Consider the following 24,383-nt stretch of genomic DNA (forward strand, 5'->3'; position numbering starts at 1 on the left):
TTCTCTCCCTTTTATACTTGCTGGAATAGTGCTGATAATCGTATCATCACTACAAGAATTCTAAACTATGAAGTATACTTTATAGCAATAGGGACAAACGGAGGGATTCACATTGAAGATTAGTGAAGTGGCCAAAATAGTTGACTTACCCATATCCACCATCCGTTACTATGAGAAAATGGGCATTATCACAGATGAATATATCCTGCGGGAAGAGAACAACTACCGCAATTATGATGTAGGGATTATTCACCATCTGGGTGTGATCAAGAACTGTTTAGCTGTAGGCTTTTCTATTAATGATATCAAATCCATGATCACCGCAAACGGGATATCCAAAGAAGAGCAAACACGTATTTTAAAAGATAAAATATCTGAGATTGAAGCTGCTCAAAAAAATCTGGAGAATTCCAAGCAATACCTTTATGACCTTCTTGAGCTGGAGATAACGTGCGAGGACGGATTCGGAAAGGCTTCGCAAGTCGCATGTCCCCCAGCCCAACGCAGCGAGAGACATCCCTAATTGCTGCTTCCCTAATGTATTTTTTATTTGTGGGGCATCCTATCCTGTATTCACAACCTAAGGAGGCACCTATGAAAAAACATTGGATGATTCCCCTGCTGATGCTAATACTCGTCATAAGCTGGCCGTTAAGCCGTGGCTCCGCCGCTCCTGACTATGCCCGGTGGGGAACCCTTGCCGTGAAAGAGGCGCAGCAGAAATACAACGCCGAGATTGTTGATTATAAGCATATTGGCCGCACCCAAATCAAACCTAAGCTGGCCGAAGAGAAATTCAAACTGCTGGTCCGCAGCAAAGCTGGACGGGAATTCGGAGTCATCGTCATGATCCGCTTCAACCCGTCCACCGACAAGCTTCAGAGTATTCAATTCCTGGAGACCAGGAGCTGAAGACTCCGCTCCGCTTATTTCCAGGCCACATATACCTTGAGATCCCCTGTATTCTCAAACGGCGAACTGTTGAAGGCCAGGTTATCCAGCCCCAGCTCATAGAGCACCTGGAGATCGCGCCTCAGCAGTTTGTCGCTCCCACGGTAGCGGAACAGCACCGATTGCTGTCCGGCTTCAGCCGCCTGCCGGGCAAGCTCCTTGAGCTGTGCCGCCGAGGAGATCACCTGATCCTCCTCATACAGCCGGTAACCCAGAACCTCCTGAAGCTGCTTGTATCCTTCCGTGCCCTGACCTCCGCCGCTGACCAGCTGGGACAGCGTCTTCGCATAGCTGGTGGCTGCCGCCGGGTAAGACTTGGTCCAGCTGTGGTCAAGACGCATCTGGGCATCTGTCCTCATATAATACACCGTACTGATTCCGCCCTCCGGACTTGGGTCCGGGTCATCCCAGGTGGTATCCAGGTGGTACCATAGCCCGTTCAACTGCACGAGATTCCATGCGTGCGACTGGGTCACACCGCCTGCAGCCCTTGCCGTCCCCTCCACAATCCTGTTCGGAATTCCCGCCCCCAGCAGCAGCTTGTAAGTCAAAAGGGTATAGCCCTGACATACCGCACTGCCGGTCGTTAGCCCCTCATAAGCGGTATATTTACGATGCGAGGTGTCATATTCCAGATTCAGCACGACCCAGTCGTGGATCGCTTGTATCCGCTGGTGATTGTTCATCCCCTGCGTAATGATCTGCTGCAGAATAGCCTTCACCTGCTTGTTGACATACGCCGTCTGCTGCAGCGTCTCCCGGTACTCCACCTGAACCGTCACTTGGACAGACCGCGTGCTTCCGCGGTAAGAGAAGGCATAGCTGTCAATAATATAATAGAGGTACAGCTCGCTCCCCATCGCCTGATTAATCGCCTTCTCTATCTCACTCTTCAGCTTGGCAGTCTTCCCCTGATACGTGAAGGTAATGGTCTCTCTGCGGTTGCTCATCGCTCCGGCCAGCTTCTGCGTCATTCCTTCGTAGGAATGCACCACCGCCGAATCCGGCGCAGCATAGGCATACTCATATCCCCAGTAAGTCGCAGGCGGTATGGCTGCAAAAACGAGCATGATTCCAACCACAGTCTTCATCAGCGATCTATGTCTCTTCCCCATATTGTCCGAGTGCCTCCTGCAATCTATATAATGAATCATATGATTATCCATCCTCATAAATGTACCATAAAGGGCACACGGTAAAATACCCCCACAAAGTGGGGCTTTGGCTTCGAAGGTTACTCAGGTACTTTGCGGGGATCCCGAAATCTTATAAATTCTCTAATAGTAAAAAACCGCCGCTTCCCGGCTGATCTCCAGGAAGCGGCGGCATATGCGGCCTTACATAATTTCAATACAAGCCCGCCCTTACACCTCTGACCGTTACCAGATAAACCCCGCCAGCCGTAACATCAAGCGCACCCTTAAGCGCCTGGGCGCTGCCGTCCGCAAGCTGCAGCGTCAGTCCATGCGTATAGCTGAGGTGCAGCCTTCCGTCCACCCCCGCCGTGATCCGCGCGGATACCAGGATTCCATCCTGCCATTCCATGTCAACCTCATAACCGCCGCGTGCCTTCAGGCCGCGGATTCGGCCGTTCCTCCAGGCTCCGGGCAGCGCCGGAAGCAGCGTAAGCCCGCCCAGATGACTCTGAAGCAGCATCTCTGCGATCCCGGCAGTCACGCCGAAATTACCGTCAATCTGAAACGGCGGATGCGCGTCGAACAGATTGGAATACACCGAGCGGGTTAACAGCGTGCGGACAAAACCATAGGCCGACTCTCCGTCGGCAAGCCGGGCATAGAGGTTAATCAGCCAGGCACAGCTCCAGCCGGTATGTCCTCCGCCGGAGGCGATCCGCTTCTCTAGCGAGTACCGGCTGGCCTCCAGCAGCTCCGGGGTGTCCCGTCCGTTAATCCGGTTACCCGGATACAGACTGTACAGATGGGAGACATGACGGTGTCCCGGCTCCGATTCGGTGAACTCATAGATCCATTCCTGCAGCCGTCCATCGCTGCCAATCTTCAGCGGAGACAGGCGGGTTAGCGTCTGCTCCAGCTCTTCCTGAAACGCAGCGTCCACACCCAGAATACGCGCAGCCTGGAGGCAATGCTGCATTAACTCAGCGATCAGGCTCATATCCATAGCCGACCCCATAGATACACTGCAGGCTCTGCCGTCCCCGGTTACGAACCGGTTCTCCGGCGAAGTGGACGGACTGGTGACAAGCATTCCCTCCGGACCTTCCACCAGCCAGTCCAGGCAGAAGAGCGCTGCTCCCTTCATTAGCGGGTAAGCGGTCTCTTCCAGATAAGCAATATCCGGGGTGAATTCGTAATGCTCCCACAGATGGCGGGATAACCATACCCCGCCCATGGGCCAGAATGCCCAGCTGGCATCTCCGCCGGACGGGGTGGACGATCTCCACAGATCCACATTGTGATGCGCTACCCAGCCTCGTGCCCCATAGTGAATGGCAGCCGTTCTGGCTCCGGTCACGCTAAGCTCCCTGATCAGCTCAATCAGCGGCTCATGGCATTCACTGAGATTGCAGACCTCCGCCAGCCAATAGTTCATCTGTGTATTAATGTTGGTTGTATAATTGCTGTTCCAGGGCGGCTGAACATGCGGATTCCAGATCCCCTGCAAATTGGCTGCCTGTGTTCCGGGCCGCGAGCTGCCCATCAGCAGATAGCGGCCGTATTGGAACAGCAGCGCTTCCAGCGCCGGGTCCTCCCCTCCGTTCCTGTAAGCGGACAGGCGTTCATCGGTTGGCTGCTTATCGGCTTCATGTCCGCCCAGATCCAGCTCCATCCGGCGGAATATAGCCCGGTGATCTGCGGTATGGCGTCCGTACAGCTCCTCATAGGTCATACCCGCAGCGGAAGTTATTCTGCCTGCACACAGCTCGGCAGGGCTTGCTATAACTGCTGAATCCTGAGCCGCCGCCCCTGCTCTCTGATGGCTTGCTCTGGACCGCACCTCCTCATAGTCTGTGCCGGCTGCAAGCAGCAGCAGCACACGGTCTGCGCCGGTTATCACCTGCTTATCCCCCGAATAATGAACGCTCCCCCCGGTCACCTGTGCCTGAAGGTGCAGCTCAAACGCCACTCCGAGACCCTCCTCATAGAGGACCGCCAGCGGATGATCCTGGTGATAATTGTCGGCAATATGTGACGGACAACGCCCCTGCAATACAAGCCCATTCCCTTGGCCTCGGCTAACCCGATGCTTAAGCGGGCTATCCAGAGTAAGCTCAAGATCAATGCCCCCGGATTGATCGCTTACAAGCTGAACGACCCCCACCTGATCTGGAGCGCTGATGAATACTTCACGGGTGAATGACCCCTGTTCCGTCCTATAGGTGACCCGGGCGATTCCGCTGTCCAGATCAAGCTCTCTTTCATAGGCCGTGTAGTTCTCTGCACCCGGCTGTGTAAGAATCAGGTCCCCGAGCGGCATATAAGCTTGGGCATTGACACCAAGCATACGGGCATTCACCATATCCTCCGCTTCGCCGTATTGACCGGCGGACAGCAGCTCCCTTGTCTTCTTCAGATAGCGCAACGCTTCATAGTTATTGGTATCCCGGGGAAATCCGGACCATAAGGTATCTTCATTCAGTTGAATCCGCTCCCGGGCGGTGCCGCCGAAGACCATAGCTCCCATATGCCCGTTCCCGAGCGGCAGCGCCTCTTCCCAGATAGCTGCGGGCTGGCGGTATCTAAGCTTCCACGGGCACGGGTACGCCTGCTCATTCTCCATGTTCTCCTCGCTCCTCATCATCTTAATGGAGTACAGCAAAAAGCCCTGACCAAAGTCGGGCCTTTTGCTGTATGGTTAGTGATTGCTTACAGACTTTTGCCTGTCCACAGGGATACTCTCTTTTTCACGAGCTCTGTGAATTCTTTTTCCATCTCCTGAGCGCCTGCTTTGTCCAGCTCGGCCAGGAAGGCGTCATACACTTTATCGAAGTCAGCCGGCTTGGAAAGGATAGCTTCAGGAATACGTTTGCGGATGATATCCTGCGTCTTGCTGAAGGTTACCTGATATTTGCCGTCAGTTGGAACAGGCATGTTGTATAGAGCGCCCGTTTCTTTGACCGGGAATTCATCTTCTTTAGGGAACAGATCTTTCCAGGTTGTAGCCTTATATCCGGCAAGGGATTCCTTCTCAGCTGCCGAGTAAGAAGCGACAATCTGATCCGGGAAGCTTGTAGTGTAGTAGTTGCCTGTGGGATCCTTCACACCATCACCATAACGTGCACCAAAGATCAGGTACTGGCCGATCCCTGTTTCCTTCTGGGTGTTCGCGGTATCATTGGCTAATCCGTCGCGGACTTCAGGATTCACTTCACGTTTACCGTCAGTTACAGTGTAATGTTTGCCTTCAATCCCCCAGGTTCTCAGAACCTGGCCTTCATCGGAAGACATCCAGTCCAGCCATTTGATAATACGGACCGGATCTTTGGCTGCCGTAGTAATGGCAAGACCATAGCCGTCGATACCAGTCTGCATGAAGGAGTGATCCTTATACTCATCAGACAAAGTCACCGGGAAGTGTGCATAAGTGTATTCATCTTTACCGGCTGCTTTCAGTGCATTCTCACCATCGGAGTATTCCCATTCCTGGGAGATCAGACCGAGTACACGGCCGCTGGCTACTTTAGCTTTGTATTGGTCATCCTTTTGGACAAAAGTATCTTTATCCAGCAGGCCTTGGGCATACATGCCGTTCAACCAGCGGAAGTATTCTTTCTCTTCGGGACGTTTGTAGTGAAGTTTGGCCTCGAAGGTCTCAGGATCAACATAGTATTCACCATCATCCGGCGCACCTGTTGCGATGAAGGCCGGGTTAGTCACTGTGATCATGATCTTCCAGTCATCCGCGTTCAGGGTAAGCGGAATGGTAGGCTGACCGTCAGTTTCCGGATGCAGCGCCACATAATCCTTCAGCACCTTCTCATAATCTGCCAGGGTCTTCACCTCAGGATAGCCAAGCTCCTTCAGCACACGGTGCTGAATCTCAAAGCCGCCTGTAGCGTCGAAGGACTGCTGGCCGACACCCATATTCGTAGGAATCTGATAGATGGCCTGGTCATCGAGGGAGTATTTCAGACGGTTCATGTTCTCGCCGTAGACTTTCTTAAGGTTCGGAGCATGTTTATCAATCAGTTCGGTCATATCGACAATCAGCCCGGCGTCCACCAGTTTACTCAGACTTCCCTTGGCGAAAATCAGATCAGGCACGTCGCCGCTGGCAGCCATCATGGCGATTTTTTGGTCGCCGCCGCCGCTGCCTACGTCAAATTCAGCTTCCAGGGTGACTCCGGTCTTTTCAGTAATGGCTTTACCTACATCATCCTGCATCTTGTTCCAGTTCGGGCTGGCATCCGCACCGAAGAAGGAAATGGTGAACGGTGAAGTATCTAATGCGGTATCATCAGCGGAATTCGTGGCTGCCGGTGTATTTCCTGTGTTGTTAGGTGTCGTGTTGTTGGCAGCATTATTGCTATTTCCTCCACAACCGGCGATTAGCATCGAGCTGGCCAGCAGGAGTGTAAAAATCGTTTTGGTGCTCTTGCGATTCATTGTGTATCCCCCTTGTATATTAATTAACTTGCATTTATGCATATCAGGTTAGACCTGAATATACCATTGTGAACGCTTGCAAAACCACCATAAATATAAATTACCATTAATTAACACTGTCCTTAAGCAGGAGGCCTGCCAGGCCCTGCACTGAGCCCGGCAGTTTCTCCTTATCACCTATGCTTAAGCTTAGGCTTACGCCTTAACGGCTCCCAGCGTCATACCTCCGACAAAGTACTTTTGCAGGAACGGGTATACCACCAGAATTGGTACGGTTACGACAATGGTAATGGCCATCTTGATCGACTCCGGGGAGATCTGCGCCATCTGCCGGGCCATATCGTTCGCATTGACCATGCCGCTACCCTGGTTGGTAGACGACAAGACCTTCATAAGCTCGAACTGCAGGGTCGTCAAATGCGGCTTGTTGCCGTTGTACAGATACGTGGTGAACCATTCATTCCATTGTCCTACCGCCAGGAACAATGCGATCGTTGCCAGCACCGGCTTACAGAGCGGCAAGATGATTTTGTAGAAAATCATAAAGTCATTGGCCCCGTCCAGCTTGGCGGATTCCTGCAGGGCAAAGGGCAGCCCGTCCATAAAGGAGCGGATAATGAAGACGTTGAAGGCGGAAACCATGCCTGGCAGAATGTAGATCCAGAACGTTCCGATCAGGTTCAAATCCTTCATCAGAATGTACATCGGCACCATACCGCCGGAGAAATACATCGTCAGGGCCAGGAACACCGAGACAAACTTTCTGGCTCTGAATTCCGGACGGCTGAGCGTAAAGGCCAGCATCGACGCGCTGATCAGACCCAGCAGTGTACCTGAGAGGGTACGCAGAATAGAGATTTTGAAGCCTTGAATCAGGCCCGTATAGCTGAAGATCCGCTGGTAATTCTCCAGGGTCCATTCCCGCGGGAAGATATAGATGCCGCCCCGGACGGTGTCTGTAGATTCATTGAAGGAAATCGCCAGCACGTTCAGAAAGGGATATAATGTCACAATCATAATCAATCCCAGCGCGATGTAGAGAAAGACATCGAATACACGTTCACCTTTTGACATTTGAAACGCTTTGCCACCCATTGATAATCCCCTCCTTACATAATGCTTTCTTTGGCGAATTTCTTCATTAGACCGTTAGCAGTGAACAACAGGATTACACTGACTACCGAGGTGAACATACTTATTGCCGTACCGTAAGAGAACCGCGAGATTTGAATTCCGTATTTAAGCGCATACAAATCCAGCACTTCCGAATAATCGGTTACGAGGTTGTTCTGAAGCTGGAACTGCTTCTCGAAGCCGATACCGACCAGATGGCCGATGTTCATAATGAGCAGGACCATTACAGTGGTACGGATACCCGGCAGCGTAATATTGAACATCTGCTTGACTCTTCCTGCGCCATCCACTTTTGCCGCTTCATACAGCTCTTTATCAATCCCTGTAATCGCTGCCAAATAGATGATTGCATTCCAGCCCGTTTCCTTCCAGATGTCGGCTGCAGTTAAGACTCCCCAGAAATATTTACCTTTGGACATGAACTGGATCGGCTCATCAATGACATTCATCCAGAGCAGCAGATCGTTCACAATCCCGCCGTCGATCGCGAGTGTCTTGTAGACAATCCCGCCTACAACAACCCAGGAGACAAAGTGAGGCAGATAGGAAATCGTCTGAACCGTTCTCTTGAAGATGTTCCCGCGCAGCTCATTGAGCATCACCGCGAACAGGATGGGAACCACGAAGCCGAATATCAGTCCAAGCATACTCATGGCCAGTGTATTTCTTAATACAAGATAGAAGCGTTCATCCTGGAACAGCTCTTTGAAGTTATCCAGTCCGACCCATTTCTGTTCACTGAACGACTTGACCGGCTTATAATTCTGGAAGGCCATAAGCCATCCCCATATAGGCACATAGCTGAAAATAAATACCCAGATTACGAATGGAAGGGACATCAGGTATAAGTACTTTTGCTGCACTACGCTTTTCCAAAAGCCACTATTCCGTTTCGCAGGTGGGCGGGGGGTTACGCTTTCATTTGCTGTAACACCGTTTTCAGTGAGCGCTTTCACGATCATTATTCCCCCTTCGCTTTGATAGCTATATCTTATCTCAGCTCCGGGGGGAGAAATACCCAACAGATTTCACGTAAAAACCTATAGAAATTAGACATTCTAACGGCAAGCAGGCTACTTAAGACTTCAATTTGCTGTCCGTAGGGATCGAAAAGGTAATCCGGGTCCCCTCGCCTTCCCGGCTGGAGATTCTCAGCCCATGCTCCGCTCCGTAATACAAGGTCAGTCTCTGCTGCACATTGCGCAGACCAATCCGCCCCTGCTCCTCTTCCTCCGCTTTGGTGATTACCTCCATAATCTCAGACAGCCGTCCTTCCTTCATACCGATGCCGTCATCCATCACTACTACCTGAACCTCCTTGTTCTCGTCCAGAGTAATAGCGATGTTGACATGCACAGTGCCTTCCTTATTCTCCAGACCATGAACCACAGAGTTCTCTACCAGCGGCTGGATGATCAGCGGCGGAATCATAACTTCAGCGGCGGCGGGATCGAACTCAATCTCATACTCCAGCCTGTCCTCATACCGGAACTTCTGAATCTCCAGATAAGAACGGATCATCTCTATCTCCTCCTTGATCGGCGCTCTTTCCCTGCCGACTTCAAGGTTCTTGCGCATCAGCTTGCCCAGCAGCCTGACAATGTTGGCGATTTCCTTCTCTCCCCGGAGATGGGCATTCATACGGATGGACTCCAGCGCATTGAACAGAAAATGCGGATGAATCTGGCTGGCCATCATCTTAAGCTTGATCTCCCGCTGGGCGATCTCCAGCGTACTGTTCTTCTCATTGCTCTCAATAACCTGATTAATCAGCTGGTTGATGCTGGCTACCATGTAATTGAACTGGCGAGACAGCTGGCCGATCTCATCCGTCCCGTCGATCCGTGAGACGACATTCAGGTTACCCAGCGCTACCTGGTTGAGCTGCCGGCTCAGCCGCAGCAGACGGTTGGAAGTCAGCAGCGAGATGGTGTATACCAGCACAAGAGCCACAAGCAGCACTCCGCCGACAATGAACAGGCCAAGCTGGCTCACTTTATTGGCATCACTCAGAATGCTTTTCGTCTCAAATACCGAAATAATCTTCAGCTTGCTGATACTCAGCGCAGGGGTCATCTCGTCAATAATGACGTAGGAATCCTGGTCCTTCACCTCCGCAGTGAACACACCCTTAGACTTCGACTGCACATCCATTCCCAAGTCAAAAGCATCCACCGTGCTGCCCACAAGCTGCGGATTCTTAGCCGCCACGATATAACCCTGCTCATCAATGATGATCGTGTCAAACGGCTCCTGATAGAGCATCTGATTCAGTTCATCCTGCACCACCTGCACCATTAATACTCCGGATTTGTTGTATTCAGGGTAAGGCACCTGGCGGACAAGGCTAAGCTTGTTGATGGTTCCTTTGGGACTGTTGATATAAGGCTCCTTGTCGGGGATATACATCCAGTAGATCTGACTGCTCTGCGTCGCCTTTTTATACCAGCTTCTCGCTTGGACCTCCGGCGTTAACGGCGCTATGGACATATCATCAACCAGCGTCGGGTTATCAATGAAAAAACGGATATTGGAGATCTCCCGGTACCGCAGCACATATTCCTTGAAATCCGTGTAGTTCAGATAAGCCTTGGTCAGCTCCAGAATACTGGGGTAATTCGTATTCACCAGCTGCTCCAGCTCTTCGTTGAAGTAGAGCAGGTTGGAGATATCCGTAGGGACCCGCAGCTTGCTGGATAACTGGCTTTTGATTTTCTCCACATTGTTGGTGGCCTGGTCAATCGCTCTGGTTAAAGCCCCGTCACGAAAATAATTGGTCAGAGTAAAGCCCACAATCAGCACAGGAATCATAACGACGATAATATAGAAAAAAATCAGCTTGTATTTCAGCTTCATATTGTTGACCATCCGCACCAGCCGCTTGATAATAATCTCCCCTTTCCGATACACAAACAGGCTGCCCCCTAGTCTTCTGCAAGATGGGGAGCAACCTGTATATCATAAGCTTCACGTTTCACCTTCTGCAAGCTTATCGCTTGTCTAATTCTCCTTGCGGAACGCACTTGGAGAGACTCCGACATATTTGCGGAATTTGGCATTGAAGTAATCGGCATTCATATACCCGACCTGCTCTGCCACCTCATAGACCTTCATGCCTTGGGTCAGGAGCTGCTTGGCCTTCTCGATCCGGACTTTATCCAGATACGTATTGAAATGCTCACCCACCTGATTCTTGAACATTTTGCCCAGATAGGCACTGTTGTAATTGAAAATCTCCGAAAGTGTGCCCAGCTTCAGGTTCTCCTTATACCGGCGCTGGATCAGATCGGTAATCCGCTTAATCTCATCTCCGCGCCCGCTCCCACTGCCCGTCAGCCTGGAGATCTGCTCCATATAGCCTGATACCAGCCGCTCCACATCATGCAGATACCCGCTGCTGTAGACCTCGCTCATAGGCGAGGCCTGCCCGGCAATCAGCGGGCGGATCTCGGGATTCGCCGCCTCCAGGCGGGCCATCGTACTGCTGACAATCCGCAGCAGATGGTCCTTGATATAGGTCTCGTCCCGCCGGGTATGCACCAGCTGGCGGATAATCTGCCGGGTAAGCTCTCTGGCTACCTCACTGCTTCCCGCTTCCACAGCCAGCAGAAGCTGTACCTCGATATCACGCTCAGGGTCCTGCTCTTCCTCCAGGGCTCCCGGCCTGCTTACAGGCTCCTCCCAGTGGTCCGGCATTCCGCTGAGCAGCGTATGCTTCTGCCCGAAGAAGGCATCCTCCAGCCGTGCACTTGCAGCCGCCAAGGACTGGGAGGCCTCTTCCGGCCTGTCCGCAATCCCGCCGGCTGCTGCGATGAACTCCAGCCCCTCCTTGGATACAAGGTGATGCAGCTCCTGCCAGAGCCCGGCCCGGGCGCGTTCATCCCGGAGCGGCTCCTTCAGCAGAAGTCCCATATACGGGGGAAGAGTGAAGAATAAGCCGCGCTCCTCCTGGTCCTGCCAATGGCGCTCCAGCAGTCTTTTCACCTGCTCTTCCCGGAGATCCTCGCCTTTGTTAAGCCCTTTCAATTCCAGCAGAACCACTTCGCAGCTGCGGTCCGCAAGGCCCAGCTCAGCCACTGCTTCAGCCGGCTCCTTCGACTGCAGCAGCTCCCGCACCCGCACCTCGGTCGTCCTTGCCGGCTCCAGCGCCTGCCAGTCATTCATCCGTTCCTCCAGGCTGATCTTCTCCCGCAGCTCCTGCAGATAGCTGATCAATTCCTCCTCATCCACCGGTTTGAGCAAATACCCGTCAATATGGTAGGAGATAGCCTGCTTCGCATATTCGAAATCAGCATAACCGCTGAGAATCAGCACATGGCAGCCCGGGCTCTCCTTCCGCAGCTCAGAGATCAGTTCCAGCCCGGTCATCCCGGGCATACGGATATCTGCAATCACAAGTCCAGGGGCTAGCTCATGGAATCTGTCCAGAGCTTCATAGCCGTTAGCGGCTGTCGCCACCACAGTATACCCCTGTTCCTCCCAGGGGATCAGTGTCCGCATTCCTTCTCTTAGCTTGGGCTCATCATCCACAATCAGTACTTTGATCAATTGCGACTCCTCCCTTCAAGGCGTTATTAACATTTGCTTTTATATAAGCGTACTTAGTCTTAAACTTGAAGCTCCGTCGTCACTGCGGTGAAATTCGGACTTCCGGCCGCTGCCCGCCCCCAGATTTCTTGATTTGGAACCGCTGTTCGCAGGTGAAATCCGGTGACTGCTGATGCTCCCGAAGCTAGCTTTCCTACGGAAAGCTTTCAGGCGGTCGCTACCGCTCCTACAGTTCCAAATTTCCCCTCCGCTTCTTTTGTTTTTTTGTTAAGTTCTTTAATGCTTCTTATATAGTTCTTCTTATATAGATCTTATACCCTATGAAAACAAGCTGCCACCCTATACAGGATGGCAGATATTCCATGCTAATATTTTATTTACGATACTGAGCCAGCTTCTCATTCAGTTCACGGGTCTGGCTGTATACATCCTGGTACACAGCGAAGATACCGTCGTAGATTGCAGCCTGCTCTGCATTAGGCGTGTAGGTTTCAGCCGGACGGATGAAGGCTTCCGCACACGCGCCCAGTGACTCAAACCAGCCTGCACCGTAAGCCGCCAGCATAGCCGCGCCCATCGCCGGACCCTGCTCACTCTCCAGCTTGATAATGGAGGCGCCGAAGATATCGGCCTGCATCTGCAGCCAGGCTTCATTCTTGGCACCGCCGCCAATTGCGACGACCTCGGTAATCTCTTTGCCGGATTCACGAACAATCTCAATGGATTCACGGAGCGAGAACGTAATGCCTTCCAGCACAGCCCGGGTAAAGTGTGACAGGGTGTGGCCGGAATCCATGCCGATGAAGCTGCCGCGGATATTCGCATCCGGGTGCGGTGTACGTTCTCCGCTGATGTACGGTGTGAACAGGAGGCCGCTGCTTCCAGCCGGAATAGCATTAACGCCTTGCAGCAATTCGTCGAAGCTCTTCTCGGCTGCAAAAGTCTCCTTGAACCAGGTCAGGCTGTGTCCTGCCGCCAGGGTAACACCCATGATATAGAAGGCATCCTTCTCACTGTGATTGAAGAAATGGACTTTGCCTTCGAGGTTAAGATCCTTGTTGCTCTCGTAGGACAGCACCACACCGGAGGTTCCGATGCTGCACATCGTCCGGCCTTCACCCAGAATGCCGGCACCCAGCGCGCCGCAGGCATTGTCCGCACCACCGGCAAACACCTTCGTGGAAGCAAGCAGGCCGGAAGCCTCAGCAATCTCCGGCAGCAGGGTTCCGGTCTGCTCGAAGGACTCCACGAGTCTCGGGCAGAGGGAGAGCGGCAGATTGAACGCTTCAGCAATCTCTGCGCTCCACTGCTTACCGCCTACGTCGAGCAGCAGGGTTCCTGCTGCGTCAGAGTAGTCCATGGCGTAGTCGCCCGTCAGGTGATACCGCACATAATCCTTCGGCAGCAGGAACAACTCAGCCTTCGCCAATACCTCCGGCTCATTCTCCTGTACCCAGAGAATCTTCGGAAGCGTGAAGCCTTCCAACGCGCGGTTTCTGGCGATCTCGATTAGCTTGCTGCCAAGCTTCTTCTCAATCTTCCGGCACTCGGCCGTAGTACGCGTATCATTCCACAGAATCGCCGGACGCAGTGCCTTGCCTTCACCGTCTACGAGTACAAGCCCGTGCATCTGGCCGGAGAAGCTGATGCCATCAATTTGTGAAGGCTCGGCACCCGATACTTCCATCAGACGCTTCAGGCTGGCGATGGTTCCCTTCACCCAATCCTCCGGGTTCTGCTCACTCCAGTTCGGCTGGGGTCTGCTGAGCGGATAGGCCTCCGAATGCTCGAAAGCTACTTTGCCCTGGGGATCTACCAGTACAGTCTTTACCGCGCTGGTTCCCAGATCGACACCGATTACATATTTCATAGTTATCCTCCTAAAAGTTATATGAAGCATTACTTCTCTTGAAACATCTCCGCAATATAACTCGCTTCGTAAGCATAATCTTAAGTTTTGCGAGCTTCTGCTTCCTGTATTCACTTCGAGCAAAACTCGCTTCGTAAGCATCTAATTAATTATATGAAGCATTAACCCTATTACCGAAGCCTGTGCATAGCTGGTACGTAAGCCGTCTGAAAGAAGTACCATCCACCGGAGGTGCAGCGGCTGCTATTGTATTTCCTGCAATAGATTTCACCTAAATCGGCCGAAAATCGCGAGCTGTTGCACTTCGTACATTAGAATTCCTTGAAAAGGCTCCATTGAAGGTTATCCTCAAGAATCTGTTGTACCAAATGCAGCAGAATGGCATTTCCCAGCGAGAGCAGAGCATTCTATTGCACAAAATACATTCGCACAGCCATTCTCCGTCATTCTCTGCCATCCACATCTATTCTCCAGCAATAAAAGGGGGCTGCCGAAGAATGCTCTCTTCAGCAACCCCCGTTGCGTTTATCCTGTGATGAATCTGCGGCAGCTGCCGCAAATCCGGTGCAGTCTTACTCTACAGTCAGGATGTACTGGTTAAGTGTTGCTCTCAGCAATTCCTGGCGTCCGGACTTGTTCGGACGCGGGCTCTCATTGTTCAGCGCATAATCAGCAAGCGAAGCAAGTGTCGCTTTGCCGGATACGATGTCAGCGCCAATGCCTTCATTGAAGCTGCTGTAACGCTCAGCAATGAAGTTCTCGAATACGCCGTCTTCCAGCAGCTTCGCAGCTACCTTCAGGCCCTTAGCGTAGATGTCCATACCGGAGATATGTGCCAGGAACAGATCCTCAGGCTCGAAGGAAGGACGGCGTACTTTGGAGTCGAAGTTGATTCCGCCTTTGCCCAGACCATCGTTCTTCAGTACTTCATACAGAGTAAGGGTAGAATCGTAGATGCTTGCAGGGAATTCATCGGTATCCCAGCCGAGCAATGGATCGCCCTGGTTCGCATCAAGCGATCCCAGCATGCCGTTGATACGGGCTACATGCAGCTCATGCTCGAAAGTATGGCCGGCCAGTGTAGCATGGTTAGCTTCAAGGTTCAGCTTGAAGTGCTTATCCAGGTTGTACTTCTGCAGGAATGCGATACAGGTTGCTGCATCGAAGTCATATTGGTGTTTGGTAGGCTCCTTCGGCTTAGGCTCGATCAGGAACTGGCCTTCGAAGCCGATTTCCTTAGCATAATCAACAGCCATGCTGAACAGACGGGCAATGTTGTCTTGCTCAAGGCTCATATTAGTATTGAGCAGGGTTTCGTAGCCTTCACGGCCGCCCCAGAATACATAGTTGTCAGCGCCCAGACGTTTACCCACTTCCAGACCCTTCTTCACCTGTGCAGCAGCATGTGCGTATACGTCAGCGTTGCAAGTGGAGCCTGCACCGTGCATGTAGCGCGGGTTGGTGAACATATTGGCTGTGTTCCACAGCAGTTTTTTGCCGGAAGCCTTCATGCCTTGTTCAAGGATATCTACGATGGTGTCGATGTTGCTGTAGAATTCACGCAGGGACGCGCCTTCTGGAGCGATGTCCACATCGTGGAAGCAGTAGTACTGCAGATCCATCTTCTCCATGAACTCGAATGCTGCTTCTGCACGGGCCTTGGCTTTGTCAAGTGTGCTCAGTCTGTCCCAAGCGCGGACTGCTGTCTCAGCGCCGAACGGATCGGAACCGCCAGCGGTTAATGTATGCCAGTATGCCATTGCAAATTTCAGGTGTTCTTCCATAGTTTTGCCGGCTACGATTTCTTTGGGATTGTAGAATTTGAATGCGTAAGGGTTAGTGGAACGGCTTCCCTCGTAAGAGATCTTGCTCACTGTTTCAAAATAAGCCATTTGTAAAATCCTCCTCGATATTATGCTTCGCCCGCAAGCGTTTACAGCAACATCTTAACACATCTTTTTGACTTTGTATATTGGTTAAACAAAGTTTTTTAAACTTTTATTTTGACCTGTACCGCTGAGCGTAAAATGCCCCCGGACAGTTCCGTCTATACAGAAAACTGTAATTTCCTTACACCGTCCGCAGGTTAATCTAGTTGCATTTTTGCGCTCTTCATTCTAGACTAAGTGGCATACCTGCGCTGCGGATTACGGCTGCAAGACTGCTTGGATACCCGTATGCGCGTAACCCCGAAACCTCTCGGTTCTATTCTGAAACAACGGCTTTCCCCTTGTTATACGCCGCCGCTCAGCAGACCGGATAATCTTATATTTCAAAAAAGGAAGTGTGCTTCTTGAAAGTTACCGGTGATCAGGCGCTGGTCAAAAAAATAAACAAGTCGATTATTCTACATACCATCCGTATGCAATCCCCTCTCTCCCGGGCCAAGGTGTCCGAGATTACAGGCCTTAATAAAGCTACCGTCTCCAATCTGGTGGCCGAGCTATGCGGACAGGAGCTGGTGACCGAAGCCGGCCCCGGGGAATCCAGCGGCGGACGTAAGCCGCTGATGCTGCATTTCAACGAGATGGCCGGCAGTGTCATCGGAATCGAGCTGCGCGTGAAGCAGCTGAAGGCTGTACTCTGTAACCTTGGAGGCGGCATTCTTCATGAACGGGATTGTGTACTGGAAACCCACGACTTTCCTTATGTACTGGGGCAGATGCAACAGATGATCTCGGAGCTGATCGCCATTGCCCCCTCTTCTGCTTACGGACTTGTCGGCATTGGCGTAGGCGTACCGGGAATGGTCGATGAGCAGGGCGTCGTCCTGTTCGCACCCAACCTGGGCTGGGAAATGGTGGACCTGCGTTCGATCTTGGAAAGCGCCTTCTCCGTGCCCGTCACCATTGATAATGAAGCCAACGCCGGGGCCCAGGGAGAGCTGAACTTCGGCGCGGCGCGCGATGTGCGCCATCTGCTGTATATCAGTGCGGGCTCGGGGATCGGGTCCGGTATCATTATTGGAGGAGAACTGTATAAGGGGGCTCGGGGATACGCAGGGGAGACCGGACATATGACGATCGAGGCGGAAGGCAAGCCCTGCAGCTGCGGCAGCCGGGGCTGCTGGGAGCTATACGCCTCCGAGAAAACCTATGATAACCCCGGACTCTCCCTGCCCGCCCGCACGACGACCGGACTCGTCCGGTATGCGCTGGAGGGACAGCCGGATACCCTGCGCCACTTCGACTCCATCGGCGAGTATCTGGGGATCGGAGTTACCAATCTGATTAACAGCTTCAACCCGGAGCTGATCGTCATCGGGGGCGCCCTGTCCGAAGCGGAGCCGTGGCTTGGCGAACCGCTGCGCCGGGTAGTCGCTGAGCGTACACTGCCCTATCACAAGCAGCAGCTTGAGATCACCTTCTCCAAGCTCGGGAGCCGGGGAACTATGATTGGAGCAGGCTTTGCTGCCGTCATGCACTTTCTGGGCAATATCCGGGTAACCCTCTAGACTCATTCGCAAACGGGTGCCGTCCTTTTTTAGGATGGCACCCGTTTTCTGCTAAGCTCTTACCTTTCGAATAAGCTCTTATATTTCGTAAAATCGCCGCATTTTCAGCAATATTTTCTGCTCTAAAAGGGATAGCTTTCCTATATAATAAGGATACTTGTGTGACATTTATCACCATCCCCTTTTTTCTGAAATGGAGAGAGAATCCATGACCTATGTTGATACGTCCGATATTTCGGCAAAGATGTTCATCGGTGTACTGCTGCTGCTGCTCATCATTGCTCCGCTCATCAGCCTCGGTGTCCTGCGCCTGTTCCAGTCGCGGAAGAAATCGGGACTTCTCCTTATTGCCAGCGGCATTGCCGTGTATGCTGTATTTCAGATTATCATGTCCTTGTCTTAGCGCCAGCATCATTGAAAAGGGGCTGTCCCAAAAGTAGATTTTCTACGGCGGAAGACCGTTCTCTTCATATTCTTAATGCTACAAAAAGTGAGCAGAGCAGCGATTCTCCCGTTATTGGAGGATCGCTGCTCTGCGTTTTTGGTCATTGGCGGCTTGCTTCAGCAGATTATGAGCAAGGGAAAGCCATCCGACCTCAAGCGTCACTTTCTCCATGCCGCGAAGCAGAAATCGCCGGAAGCCCCGGTTATTCTTCAGTTGTCCAAATACACTTTCCGGTTCCGTCATTCGGCGTACGGCCAAGGTGTAACCTTCTTCACTCCGTAGAATTTCACGCGCCTGTTTCTGGTATCGCAGCCGTTCCAGGCTGACGACCATTTCCCGATTTCCTGCCGCTTTCGTGCAACGCTCCTTTAGGGGGCAGCCTTCACAGGAGCTGCTTCGGTAATGCCGTCTGCGAATGTCATAGCCACTCTCTAGGGTCTCCTTGCTTTCCCTATGGAAATGCAGCCTGTTCCCAGCTGGGCACGTCCAGTGATCCTCGGCTGTATCGTATGTCCAGTTTTCGATTTTACCAACATTCGCTTTCCAGGCTTTAGTCTTTTCCTTGTGGTAGCTGCTGTACTTCACCACCGCCTGTATCTCTTTCTTTTCCAGATAGGCGTAGTTTTCTTCACTGCCATAACCTGCGTCTGCAATGACTGTCTTTGGCCATTTCCCGAGGATTTGTTGGGCTTTTTCCAGATGAGGCTCTAAACAGCGGGTGTCGGTCGGTCTTTGATGTATACTGTAGGTTAAAATAAATTGGTTTTCGGTCCCGATTTGCACATTGTATGCCGGTTTGAGTTGGCCATTTCGCATGTGATCTTCTTTCATCCGCATAAACGTTGCCTCTGGATCGGTCTTGCTGAAACTGTTCCGGTCCCCAAGCAGCTTTTGATATTGTTCGTACTTCTGCAGTCGAGGGAGCAAATCCTTACGCAACTTCCGAACGGCTTTTTTCAGGGGCTTGTCTTTGGGTTTCTCAAGCAGTTGTGACTCCAGCGCCTGAGTCATTTGTTCGAGTTTCTCACTGCTGATCTCAGCGGACTCGCCAAGTTCGCTCAGGTCCTGGCCGCGGTGTTCCTGTTCTTCTTGTTTCTCTGCAGCCTCAATGCCCTCAAACAAAGCCTGTACCTTTTCTTGCAGCTTGGACTTATGTTTACTAACGGCTTTGCCCCATACGAAGGTATAGCGATTGGCGTTGGCCTCAATCTTGGTTCCGTCCATAAAGTAATGCTCCAGAGACACGTATTTTTCGTCAGCCAAAAACTGAAGCACGGCGGTAAATACCGTTTCAAGGACATTCTTCATCCGCTGGGAACGGAAGCGATTCAGCGTACGAAAGTCAGGTCGCTGCCGTCCGGCTAGCCACATGAAGGGGATGCTCTCACGCACCGCTTTGGCGATTTGACGGGAGGAATAGATGCGTTGGGTGTAGGCGTAGATCATGACTTTAGTAAGCATTTTGGGATGGTAGCTGTCGCGGCCGCCGCCGGGATAAGCAGCGTCAAAGATGGAGTCGTCCAGCCGATTCACTGCTGTGTTAACGACACGAGCGAGGTGATTCAAAGGAATATCTTCTTCCAGATCCATTGGCAAGCAAAGTTGGTCCATGGTATATTGAATGTACAAAGAAACCCCTCCTTTGAAATGGTTGTGTGGTAACTCCATTTTAACAAAAGAGAGGTTTCTTTTTTTTGCGTTTTTATAAATATTGTCGTCCATTTTCCACTTAAACAGCGGAGAGAACGGAACGATTGTGGAAAAGCGGCAGCGGTCGCCTTGGTCTCCGGATTTTCACCGCTAAGGGGAATGAAAAAAAATCTGGAGAGCACAGCGATTGGAATAACGGTCCGTTCGCGTAGCGTCCACCCAAGTGCCCACGTTGATCTTACTTCAAAACAAAGGGCTGTCCCAGGCAGCCATTTCATGGCTTTTGGGACAGCCCCTCATTTATAATATTATTCCCGGCTATTTATTCAGCAGCAGCCAAAGCCTTGTCGAACTTGGTTTTGTTCATGCCAACGATCTTAACGTCGCCGATTACCGTAATAGGAACGGCTCTCATGCCCATATCCCATACCTGCTGGGCATAATCCTCATTCTGCTCGATATTGCGTTCTTCGTAGGCTACCCCTTTATCGCTCAGGAAGCTCTTCACCTGACGGCAATGCGGGCAATTCGTCGATGTATACACAATTACATTCTCCATAGTATGATTTCCTCCTCGTATATAAGTATTAGACTCTGAGAACTATTGTAGCACCGGAAGACTTGCTTTTCCAAATGCCTGCTTACATAATAACCGCGCTGTGCTCCAGACTCTCAATATATTTCTCCGCATCCATAGCCGCCATACAGCCGCTGCCCGCAGCCGTAATTGCTTGTCTGTAACGGGTATCCTGCACATCTCCGCAAGCAAATACGCCGGGAATGTTCGTCTCCGAGGTGCCGGGATTCGATACGATGTAGCCGTTCGCATCCGTAGTAATCTGTCCGCCAAGGAAGGCCGTATTGGGATGATGGCCGACAGCCACGAATACCCCGCTGGCTTCAATGAACTCTTCTTCGCCGGTCTCATTGTTGATCACCTTCAGGCCTGTTACACCTTTGTCACCGGCAATCACTTCCACAGGGGTACGGTTCAGTCCCCAGGTCACTTTGGCATTATCGCGGACACGGTCCTGCATAATCTTGGAGGCCCGCAGCTCTTCACGGCGGTGCACCAGGGTTACCTTGGAGGCAAAACGTGTCAGGAAGCCCGCTTCTTCAAGCGCGGAATCGCCGCCGCCGACCACCACGATCTCTTTGCCGCGGAAGAAAAATCCGTCACAGGTAGCACAAGTGCTGACCCCGCGTCCGATATTATCCTGCTCCCCGGGAATCCCGAGATACTTGGCTGTAGCACCTGTGGAAATAATCAGTGTATCTGTAACCAGCGTCCCCATGCCTTCCACGTTCAGCTTGAACGGACGATCGCCCAGCTCCACGCTGTTCACCCAGCCGGTAACGAACTGTGCGCCGAAGCGTTCAGCCTGCTTGCGCATATTGTCCATGAGATCCGGGCCCAGAATGCCCTCCGGGAATCCCGGGAAGTTCTCGATCTCTGTTGTAGTCGTAAGCTGTCCGCCTGGCTGCGGACCTTCGATAACGAGCGGGTTCAGGTTCGCCCGGGCCAAATATATAGCAGCTGTCAATCCGGCCGGTCCAGTACCGACAATAATTGATTTGTACATGATGATATCCCCCTTGAGATGGACGGCAAAGTCGGCCATTCCTTATTTAAAATTATTATAATGTAGTATTTATTATGATCACCTCAAGGGTAATTGTCAATATGCCAGACACGCTGTAAACGTTCCTATTTTGTGAACAATTCAATTTTAAGCAATTAAATATAGGCTTGGATAGATCATCTGCTGCTTCAACCGGATTCAGCGCAAAAGACGCAGGCCGTTCAGGATGACAAGAATCGTACTTCCCTCATGCCCCACGACCCCGAACGGCAATGCAATCCCCTGAACAAAGTTGCCAATCATCAACGCTGCAATCACCGTCACGGCAAAAATCATATTCTGCTTCACAATCCGCTGCGTCCGGCGCGCCAAAGCTATGGTTCCGGCAATCTCTTCAATATTGTCATTCATCAGCACCACATCGGCAATCTCCAGTGCGGCTCCGCTGCCCTTCATCCCCATGCCCATCCCAACGGTTGCTGTAGCCAGCGCAGGTGCATCATTCACCCCGTCGCCTACCATAATGACATGGCCGTATTGTTCACGAAGCGCCTTGATATGCGACACCTTATCTTCAGGTAAAAGTCCGGCGAATACGAGATCAACGCCGCTTTTTCCGGCAATCACCTGTGCTGTGGCCTCGCGGTCACCGGTAAGCATCGCTACCTTGATCCCAAGCTCCTGCAGTTTACGCACGGCATTCTCCGCCTGGGGGCGCACGGTGTCCTGCAGCGCAATCATTCCGGCGATGGTGTCACCATCAAGAATGAGCGATACGGTCTTGCCTTCCTGCTCCAGCCTGCTGCGCAGGGTGCTCCAATCGTCCGGGCCTGCCACAGCAGCCGTGCCCTCCGCCTGATCCAGCAGATTCGACTTGCCAATCCGCCAGAGCCGGCCGTCTATGACACCCTCAATTCCCCAGCCGGTGACCGACTTGCTCTCTGCAATATCCCGCAGCTCTATCCGTTCCGCTTCAGCCAGCGCGACAATGGCCTCTGCCAGCGGATGCCCCGACAGCTTCTCGATAGAGGCGCTGACTGACAGCAGCTCTTCCCGCACATAACCTTCTCCGGCAATGAAATCCGTAACCTGCGGGACGCCTTCAGTCAGGGTACCGGTTTTGTCAAAAGCGACTACAGAAGTCCGTGCCATATTCTCCAGATGAACCCCGCCCTTGAAGAGGATACCTTTGCGGGCACTCTTGGAGATGGCCGACAGCATGGCGGGCATAATTGAGGATACAAGCGCACACGGAGAAGCCACGACCAGGAAAACCATTGCTTTGTAGAACGTATTACTCCAGCTCCAGTCCAGCAGAAACGGCGGCAAAGCGATCAGCAGGACGGTTGCAGCCACCACAACGCGGGCATATACAGATTCGAGCCGTTTGATGAAACGCTGTGAATCCGGCACTTCATTCCCGGCTTCCTCAACCATGCGGATAATCTTGGCGAACAGCGTATTCTCTGCAGTCTTCGTCACTTCTATATAGAGGGGGCCTTCCCCGTTGACGGTGCCAGCGAACACTTCACTCCCGGCAGTCTTGTCTACGGGCAGCGATTCCCCCGTGATGGATGCCTGATTGACGGAGGATTCCCCGCGGCATACCTTGCCGTCTGCGGGAACCAGCTCACCGGGGCGGACCAGCAGCAGATCTCCGATGGCGAGCTGATCAATGGTTACCTCACTCATGGCTCCCTGCTCAATGCGCACGGCAGTAGCAGGCTTGAGTGCCAGCAGAGCGGAGATATCCTTCTTGCTGCGCTCCATGGTGTAGCTCTCCAGCGCTCCGCTCAGGGCAAAGATGAAGATCAGCATCGCGCCTTCATTCCAGTACCCGATCGAGGCGGCACCGAGCGCAGCGGCAATCATCAGCAGATTGACATCCAGGTCACGCTCCTTGACCAGGGTCTCTACGCCTTCCTTTGCCTTCATCCAGCCGCCCAGGGTATAAGAGATCACGTAGAGAATGACGGACAAGACCTCCGACCAGCCGCTGGCAGCCCAGGCTGCCAGCATGATCAGCCCGCTTCCGAGTGCGGCCTGCATCTCGGAGTTGCTAATCATGGCCAGCGGATCGAAGCGGCGCGGCTCCGGCGTCCGGGGCTGCTGCGCACCTCCTTGGCGCGCGATGGATTTGGGTATTCGTTTCGAGGTTGCTTGCATCATAAATCACCTTCCTGATTGGTTTGGGTTAAGCGTCACACTTGAGAATGAGAGCCATTATTAGTGCCCCTAAAATGACACATGCTGCCCCGGCTCCGCCGGGACAGCATGTTAACTGAGAATGATAATCATTGTTGCAATAGCGCAACTATATTTCCTCAATGCAACTTATAGCTATACTATACCACGACCGGCGCAAAAGTAAACCCGGGAACAAGCCTGATTTTTGCGGAGGTGAAAAGCTTGTTAAAACTCATACCTCCAGATCCTCCGCATAATCTATGTATAGCTATCATTCCAAATTGCATCTCACAGAAACGGGGGAAACCTATGCAGCGGCCTTTTGACTATAAGGAATATTGGGAGCAAACGTATCAATCAGGCGAGACATCGGGTAGGGGCTCGTATGGCGTACTGGCTGAATTCAAAGCCGAGGTGGTCAACGGCCTGATTCAACGCGAGAATATTGCCAGCATCATTGAGTTTGGCTGCGGGGACGGCAATCAGTTGCAGTATATGAACTACAGCAAGTATCTGGGAGTAGATGTGGCAGCGACCGCGGTGCGGCTCTGTGCCTCCAAGTATGCAGAGGATTCTTCCAAAAGCTTCATGCAGTATACGCCGGGCCTGTGGATTAACCGTGGCTTCCTGCAAGCCGATCTCACCGTATGCCTTGATGTGCTGTACCATATTACGGATGAAACTGATTTTCGCTCAACACTCTACGACATCCTGCACTCTTCAAAAGAGTGGGTGATTCTGTATACCCGGTTGAAAGAAGACGCGAATCCCCTGCTGAGTACGATCCAGGACCGTAATCTGTTTCATTATTTGTCCGGTTATCCCCAGTTCAAGGTGCAAGAGATCATTCCGCAGCGGTATCCTGATCAATCCTCGGCGGACTTTGTTATCCTGAGGCGCACGCCTTCTCTCCGAACCTGATACAGGACATGAGTATACAACAAATATCCCGCCACAGTTCTGCTCCATGCAGACG

At 52.2% G+C, this 24,383-nt stretch carries 18 protein-coding genes; 5 read left to right on the forward strand and 13 right to left on the reverse strand.

The genetic code is table 11. The features are described from left to right. Window positions 1–112: 112 nt before the first annotated feature. Both HQN87_RS27280 and HQN87_RS27285 read left to right on the forward strand, forming a co-directional pair. Window positions 113–523 carry a MerR family transcriptional regulator gene (locus HQN87_RS27280; protein WP_173139748.1) on the forward strand — a complete coding sequence of 137 codons (411 nt, stop codon included), beginning with the start codon at window positions 113–115 and terminating at the stop codon, window positions 521–523. A 71-nt stretch (window positions 524–594) separates the two neighbouring features. Continuing rightward, complete coding sequence (locus tag HQN87_RS27285; protein ID WP_246553079.1) at window positions 595–912, forward strand: DUF3889 domain-containing protein; 318 nt, start codon at window positions 595–597, stop codon at window positions 910–912. A gap of 14 nt (window positions 913–926) precedes the next feature. On the opposite strand, the gene HQN87_RS27290 is transcribed toward HQN87_RS27285, so the two are convergent. From HQN87_RS27290 to xylA, 9 genes are all read right to left on the reverse strand, one after another. Continuing rightward, entirely contained in the window at window positions 927–2,066 is a 1,140-nt protein-coding gene (locus HQN87_RS27290) for a transglutaminase domain-containing protein (RefSeq protein WP_173139749.1), read from the reverse strand. Window positions 2,067–2,298: 232 nt separating this feature from the next. Next, window positions 2,299–4,710, reverse strand: a complete 2,412-nt coding sequence (locus tag HQN87_RS27295; protein ID WP_173139750.1) for a glycoside hydrolase family 95 protein — start codon at window positions 4,708–4,710, stop codon at window positions 2,299–2,301. A gap of 86 nt (window positions 4,711–4,796) precedes the next feature. After that, complete coding sequence (locus HQN87_RS27300) at window positions 4,797–6,536, reverse strand: ABC transporter substrate-binding protein (RefSeq protein WP_173139751.1); 1,740 nt, start codon at window positions 6,534–6,536, stop codon at window positions 4,797–4,799. A gap of 195 nt (window positions 6,537–6,731) precedes the next feature. Further along, window positions 6,732–7,631: a carbohydrate ABC transporter permease gene (locus tag HQN87_RS27305; protein WP_173139752.1), complete on the reverse strand. Its 900-nt coding sequence runs from the start codon at window positions 7,629–7,631 to the stop codon at window positions 6,732–6,734. A 14-nt stretch (window positions 7,632–7,645) separates the two neighbouring features. Next, window positions 7,646–8,632, reverse strand: a complete 987-nt coding sequence (locus tag HQN87_RS27310; RefSeq protein ID WP_173139754.1) for an ABC transporter permease — start codon at window positions 8,630–8,632, stop codon at window positions 7,646–7,648. Window positions 8,633–8,747: 115 nt separating this feature from the next. Next, window positions 8,748–10,538, reverse strand: a complete 1,791-nt coding sequence (locus HQN87_RS27315) for a sensor histidine kinase (RefSeq protein WP_173139793.1) — start codon at window positions 10,536–10,538, stop codon at window positions 8,748–8,750. 132 nt (window positions 10,539–10,670) lie between these two features. Next, window positions 10,671–12,218 (reverse strand): response regulator transcription factor, encoded by a 1,548-nt coding sequence (locus HQN87_RS27320; RefSeq protein WP_173139756.1) that lies wholly within the window; start codon window positions 12,216–12,218, stop codon window positions 10,671–10,673. Between the two features lie 373 nt (window positions 12,219–12,591). Beyond that, window positions 12,592–14,088 (reverse strand): xylulokinase, encoded by a 1,497-nt coding sequence (xylB, locus tag HQN87_RS27325; RefSeq protein WP_173139758.1) that lies wholly within the window; start codon window positions 14,086–14,088, stop codon window positions 12,592–12,594. Between the two features lie 572 nt (window positions 14,089–14,660). Then, window positions 14,661–15,980, reverse strand: a complete 1,320-nt coding sequence (xylA, locus tag HQN87_RS27330; RefSeq protein WP_173139760.1) for a xylose isomerase — start codon at window positions 15,978–15,980, stop codon at window positions 14,661–14,663. A 401-nt stretch (window positions 15,981–16,381) separates the two neighbouring features. Between xylA and HQN87_RS27335 the strand changes: the two genes are divergently transcribed. Together HQN87_RS27335 and HQN87_RS27340 are read left to right on the forward strand one after the other, a co-directional pair. Next, window positions 16,382–17,542 carry an ROK family transcriptional regulator gene (locus HQN87_RS27335; RefSeq protein WP_173139762.1) on the forward strand — a complete coding sequence of 387 codons (1,161 nt, stop codon included), beginning with the start codon at window positions 16,382–16,384 and terminating at the stop codon, window positions 17,540–17,542. A gap of 208 nt (window positions 17,543–17,750) precedes the next feature. Further along, window positions 17,751–17,945, forward strand: a complete 195-nt coding sequence (locus HQN87_RS27340; RefSeq protein WP_173139764.1) for a hypothetical protein — start codon at window positions 17,751–17,753, stop codon at window positions 17,943–17,945. A 111-nt stretch (window positions 17,946–18,056) separates the two neighbouring features. On the opposite strand, the gene HQN87_RS27345 is transcribed toward HQN87_RS27340, so the two are convergent. The 4 genes from HQN87_RS27345 to HQN87_RS27360 form a co-directional block, all read right to left on the reverse strand. Further along, entirely contained in the window at window positions 18,057–19,616 is a 1,560-nt protein-coding gene (locus tag HQN87_RS27345) for an IS1182 family transposase (RefSeq protein ID WP_173139794.1), read from the reverse strand. A 343-nt stretch (window positions 19,617–19,959) separates the two neighbouring features. Next, window positions 19,960–20,196 (reverse strand): glutaredoxin family protein, encoded by a 237-nt coding sequence (locus HQN87_RS27350; protein ID WP_173139766.1) that lies wholly within the window; start codon window positions 20,194–20,196, stop codon window positions 19,960–19,962. A gap of 82 nt (window positions 20,197–20,278) precedes the next feature. After that, window positions 20,279–21,220 (reverse strand): thioredoxin-disulfide reductase, encoded by a 942-nt coding sequence (gene trxB / locus HQN87_RS27355; RefSeq protein WP_173139769.1) that lies wholly within the window; start codon window positions 21,218–21,220, stop codon window positions 20,279–20,281. Window positions 21,221–21,418: 198 nt separating this feature from the next. Next, entirely contained in the window at window positions 21,419–23,386 is a 1,968-nt protein-coding gene (locus tag HQN87_RS27360) for a heavy metal translocating P-type ATPase (RefSeq protein ID WP_173139795.1), read from the reverse strand. Window positions 23,387–23,716: 330 nt separating this feature from the next. Here HQN87_RS27360 and HQN87_RS27365 point away from each other — a divergent pair, with 330 nt between their 5' ends. After that, window positions 23,717–24,328 carry a methyltransferase gene (locus HQN87_RS27365; RefSeq protein ID WP_173139771.1) on the forward strand — a complete coding sequence of 204 codons (612 nt, stop codon included), beginning with the start codon at window positions 23,717–23,719 and terminating at the stop codon, window positions 24,326–24,328. The last annotated feature ends 55 nt before the right edge of the window (window positions 24,329–24,383 follow it).

This window comes from Paenibacillus tritici (assembly GCF_013204885.1).
Lineage (GTDB): Bacteria > Bacillota > Bacilli > Paenibacillales > Paenibacillaceae > Paenibacillus_AQ > Paenibacillus_AQ tritici.

Bases quoted from the DNA above. Each gene is read 5' to 3' on its own strand.
- HQN87_RS27285 (WP_246553079.1), top strand. From the start codon at position 595: ATGAAAAAACATTGGATGATTCCCCTGCTGATGCTAATACTCGTCATA.
- HQN87_RS27290 (WP_173139749.1), bottom strand. From the start codon at position 2,066: ATGGGGAAGAGACATAGATCGCTGATGAAGACTGTGGTTGGAATCATG.
- HQN87_RS27295 (WP_173139750.1), bottom strand. From the start codon at position 4,710: ATGGAGAATGAGCAGGCGTACCCGTGCCCGTGGAAGCTTAGATACCGC.
- HQN87_RS27300 (WP_173139751.1), bottom strand. From the start codon at position 6,536: ATGAATCGCAAGAGCACCAAAACGATTTTTACACTCCTGCTGGCCAGC.
- HQN87_RS27305 (WP_173139752.1), bottom strand. From the start codon at position 7,631: ATGGGTGGCAAAGCGTTTCAAATGTCAAAAGGTGAACGTGTATTCGAT.
- HQN87_RS27310 (WP_173139754.1), bottom strand. From the start codon at position 8,632: ATGATCGTGAAAGCGCTCACTGAAAACGGTGTTACAGCAAATGAAAGC.
- HQN87_RS27315 (WP_173139793.1), bottom strand. From the start codon at position 10,538: ATGGTCAACAATATGAAGCTGAAATACAAGCTGATTTTTTTCTATATT.
- xylB (WP_173139758.1), bottom strand. From the start codon at position 14,088: ATGAAATATGTAATCGGTGTCGATCTGGGAACCAGCGCGGTAAAGACT.
- xylA (WP_173139760.1), bottom strand. From the start codon at position 15,980: ATGGCTTATTTTGAAACAGTGAGCAAGATCTCTTACGAGGGAAGCCGT.
- HQN87_RS27340 (WP_173139764.1), top strand. From the start codon at position 17,751: ATGACCTATGTTGATACGTCCGATATTTCGGCAAAGATGTTCATCGGT.
- HQN87_RS27350 (WP_173139766.1), bottom strand. From the start codon at position 20,196: ATGGAGAATGTAATTGTGTATACATCGACGAATTGCCCGCATTGCCGT.
- trxB (WP_173139769.1), bottom strand. From the start codon at position 21,220: ATGTACAAATCAATTATTGTCGGTACTGGACCGGCCGGATTGACAGCT.
- HQN87_RS27360 (WP_173139795.1), bottom strand. From the start codon at position 23,386: ATGCAAGCAACCTCGAAACGAATACCCAAATCCATCGCGCGCCAAGGA.
- HQN87_RS27365 (WP_173139771.1), top strand. From the start codon at position 23,717: ATGCAGCGGCCTTTTGACTATAAGGAATATTGGGAGCAAACGTATCAA.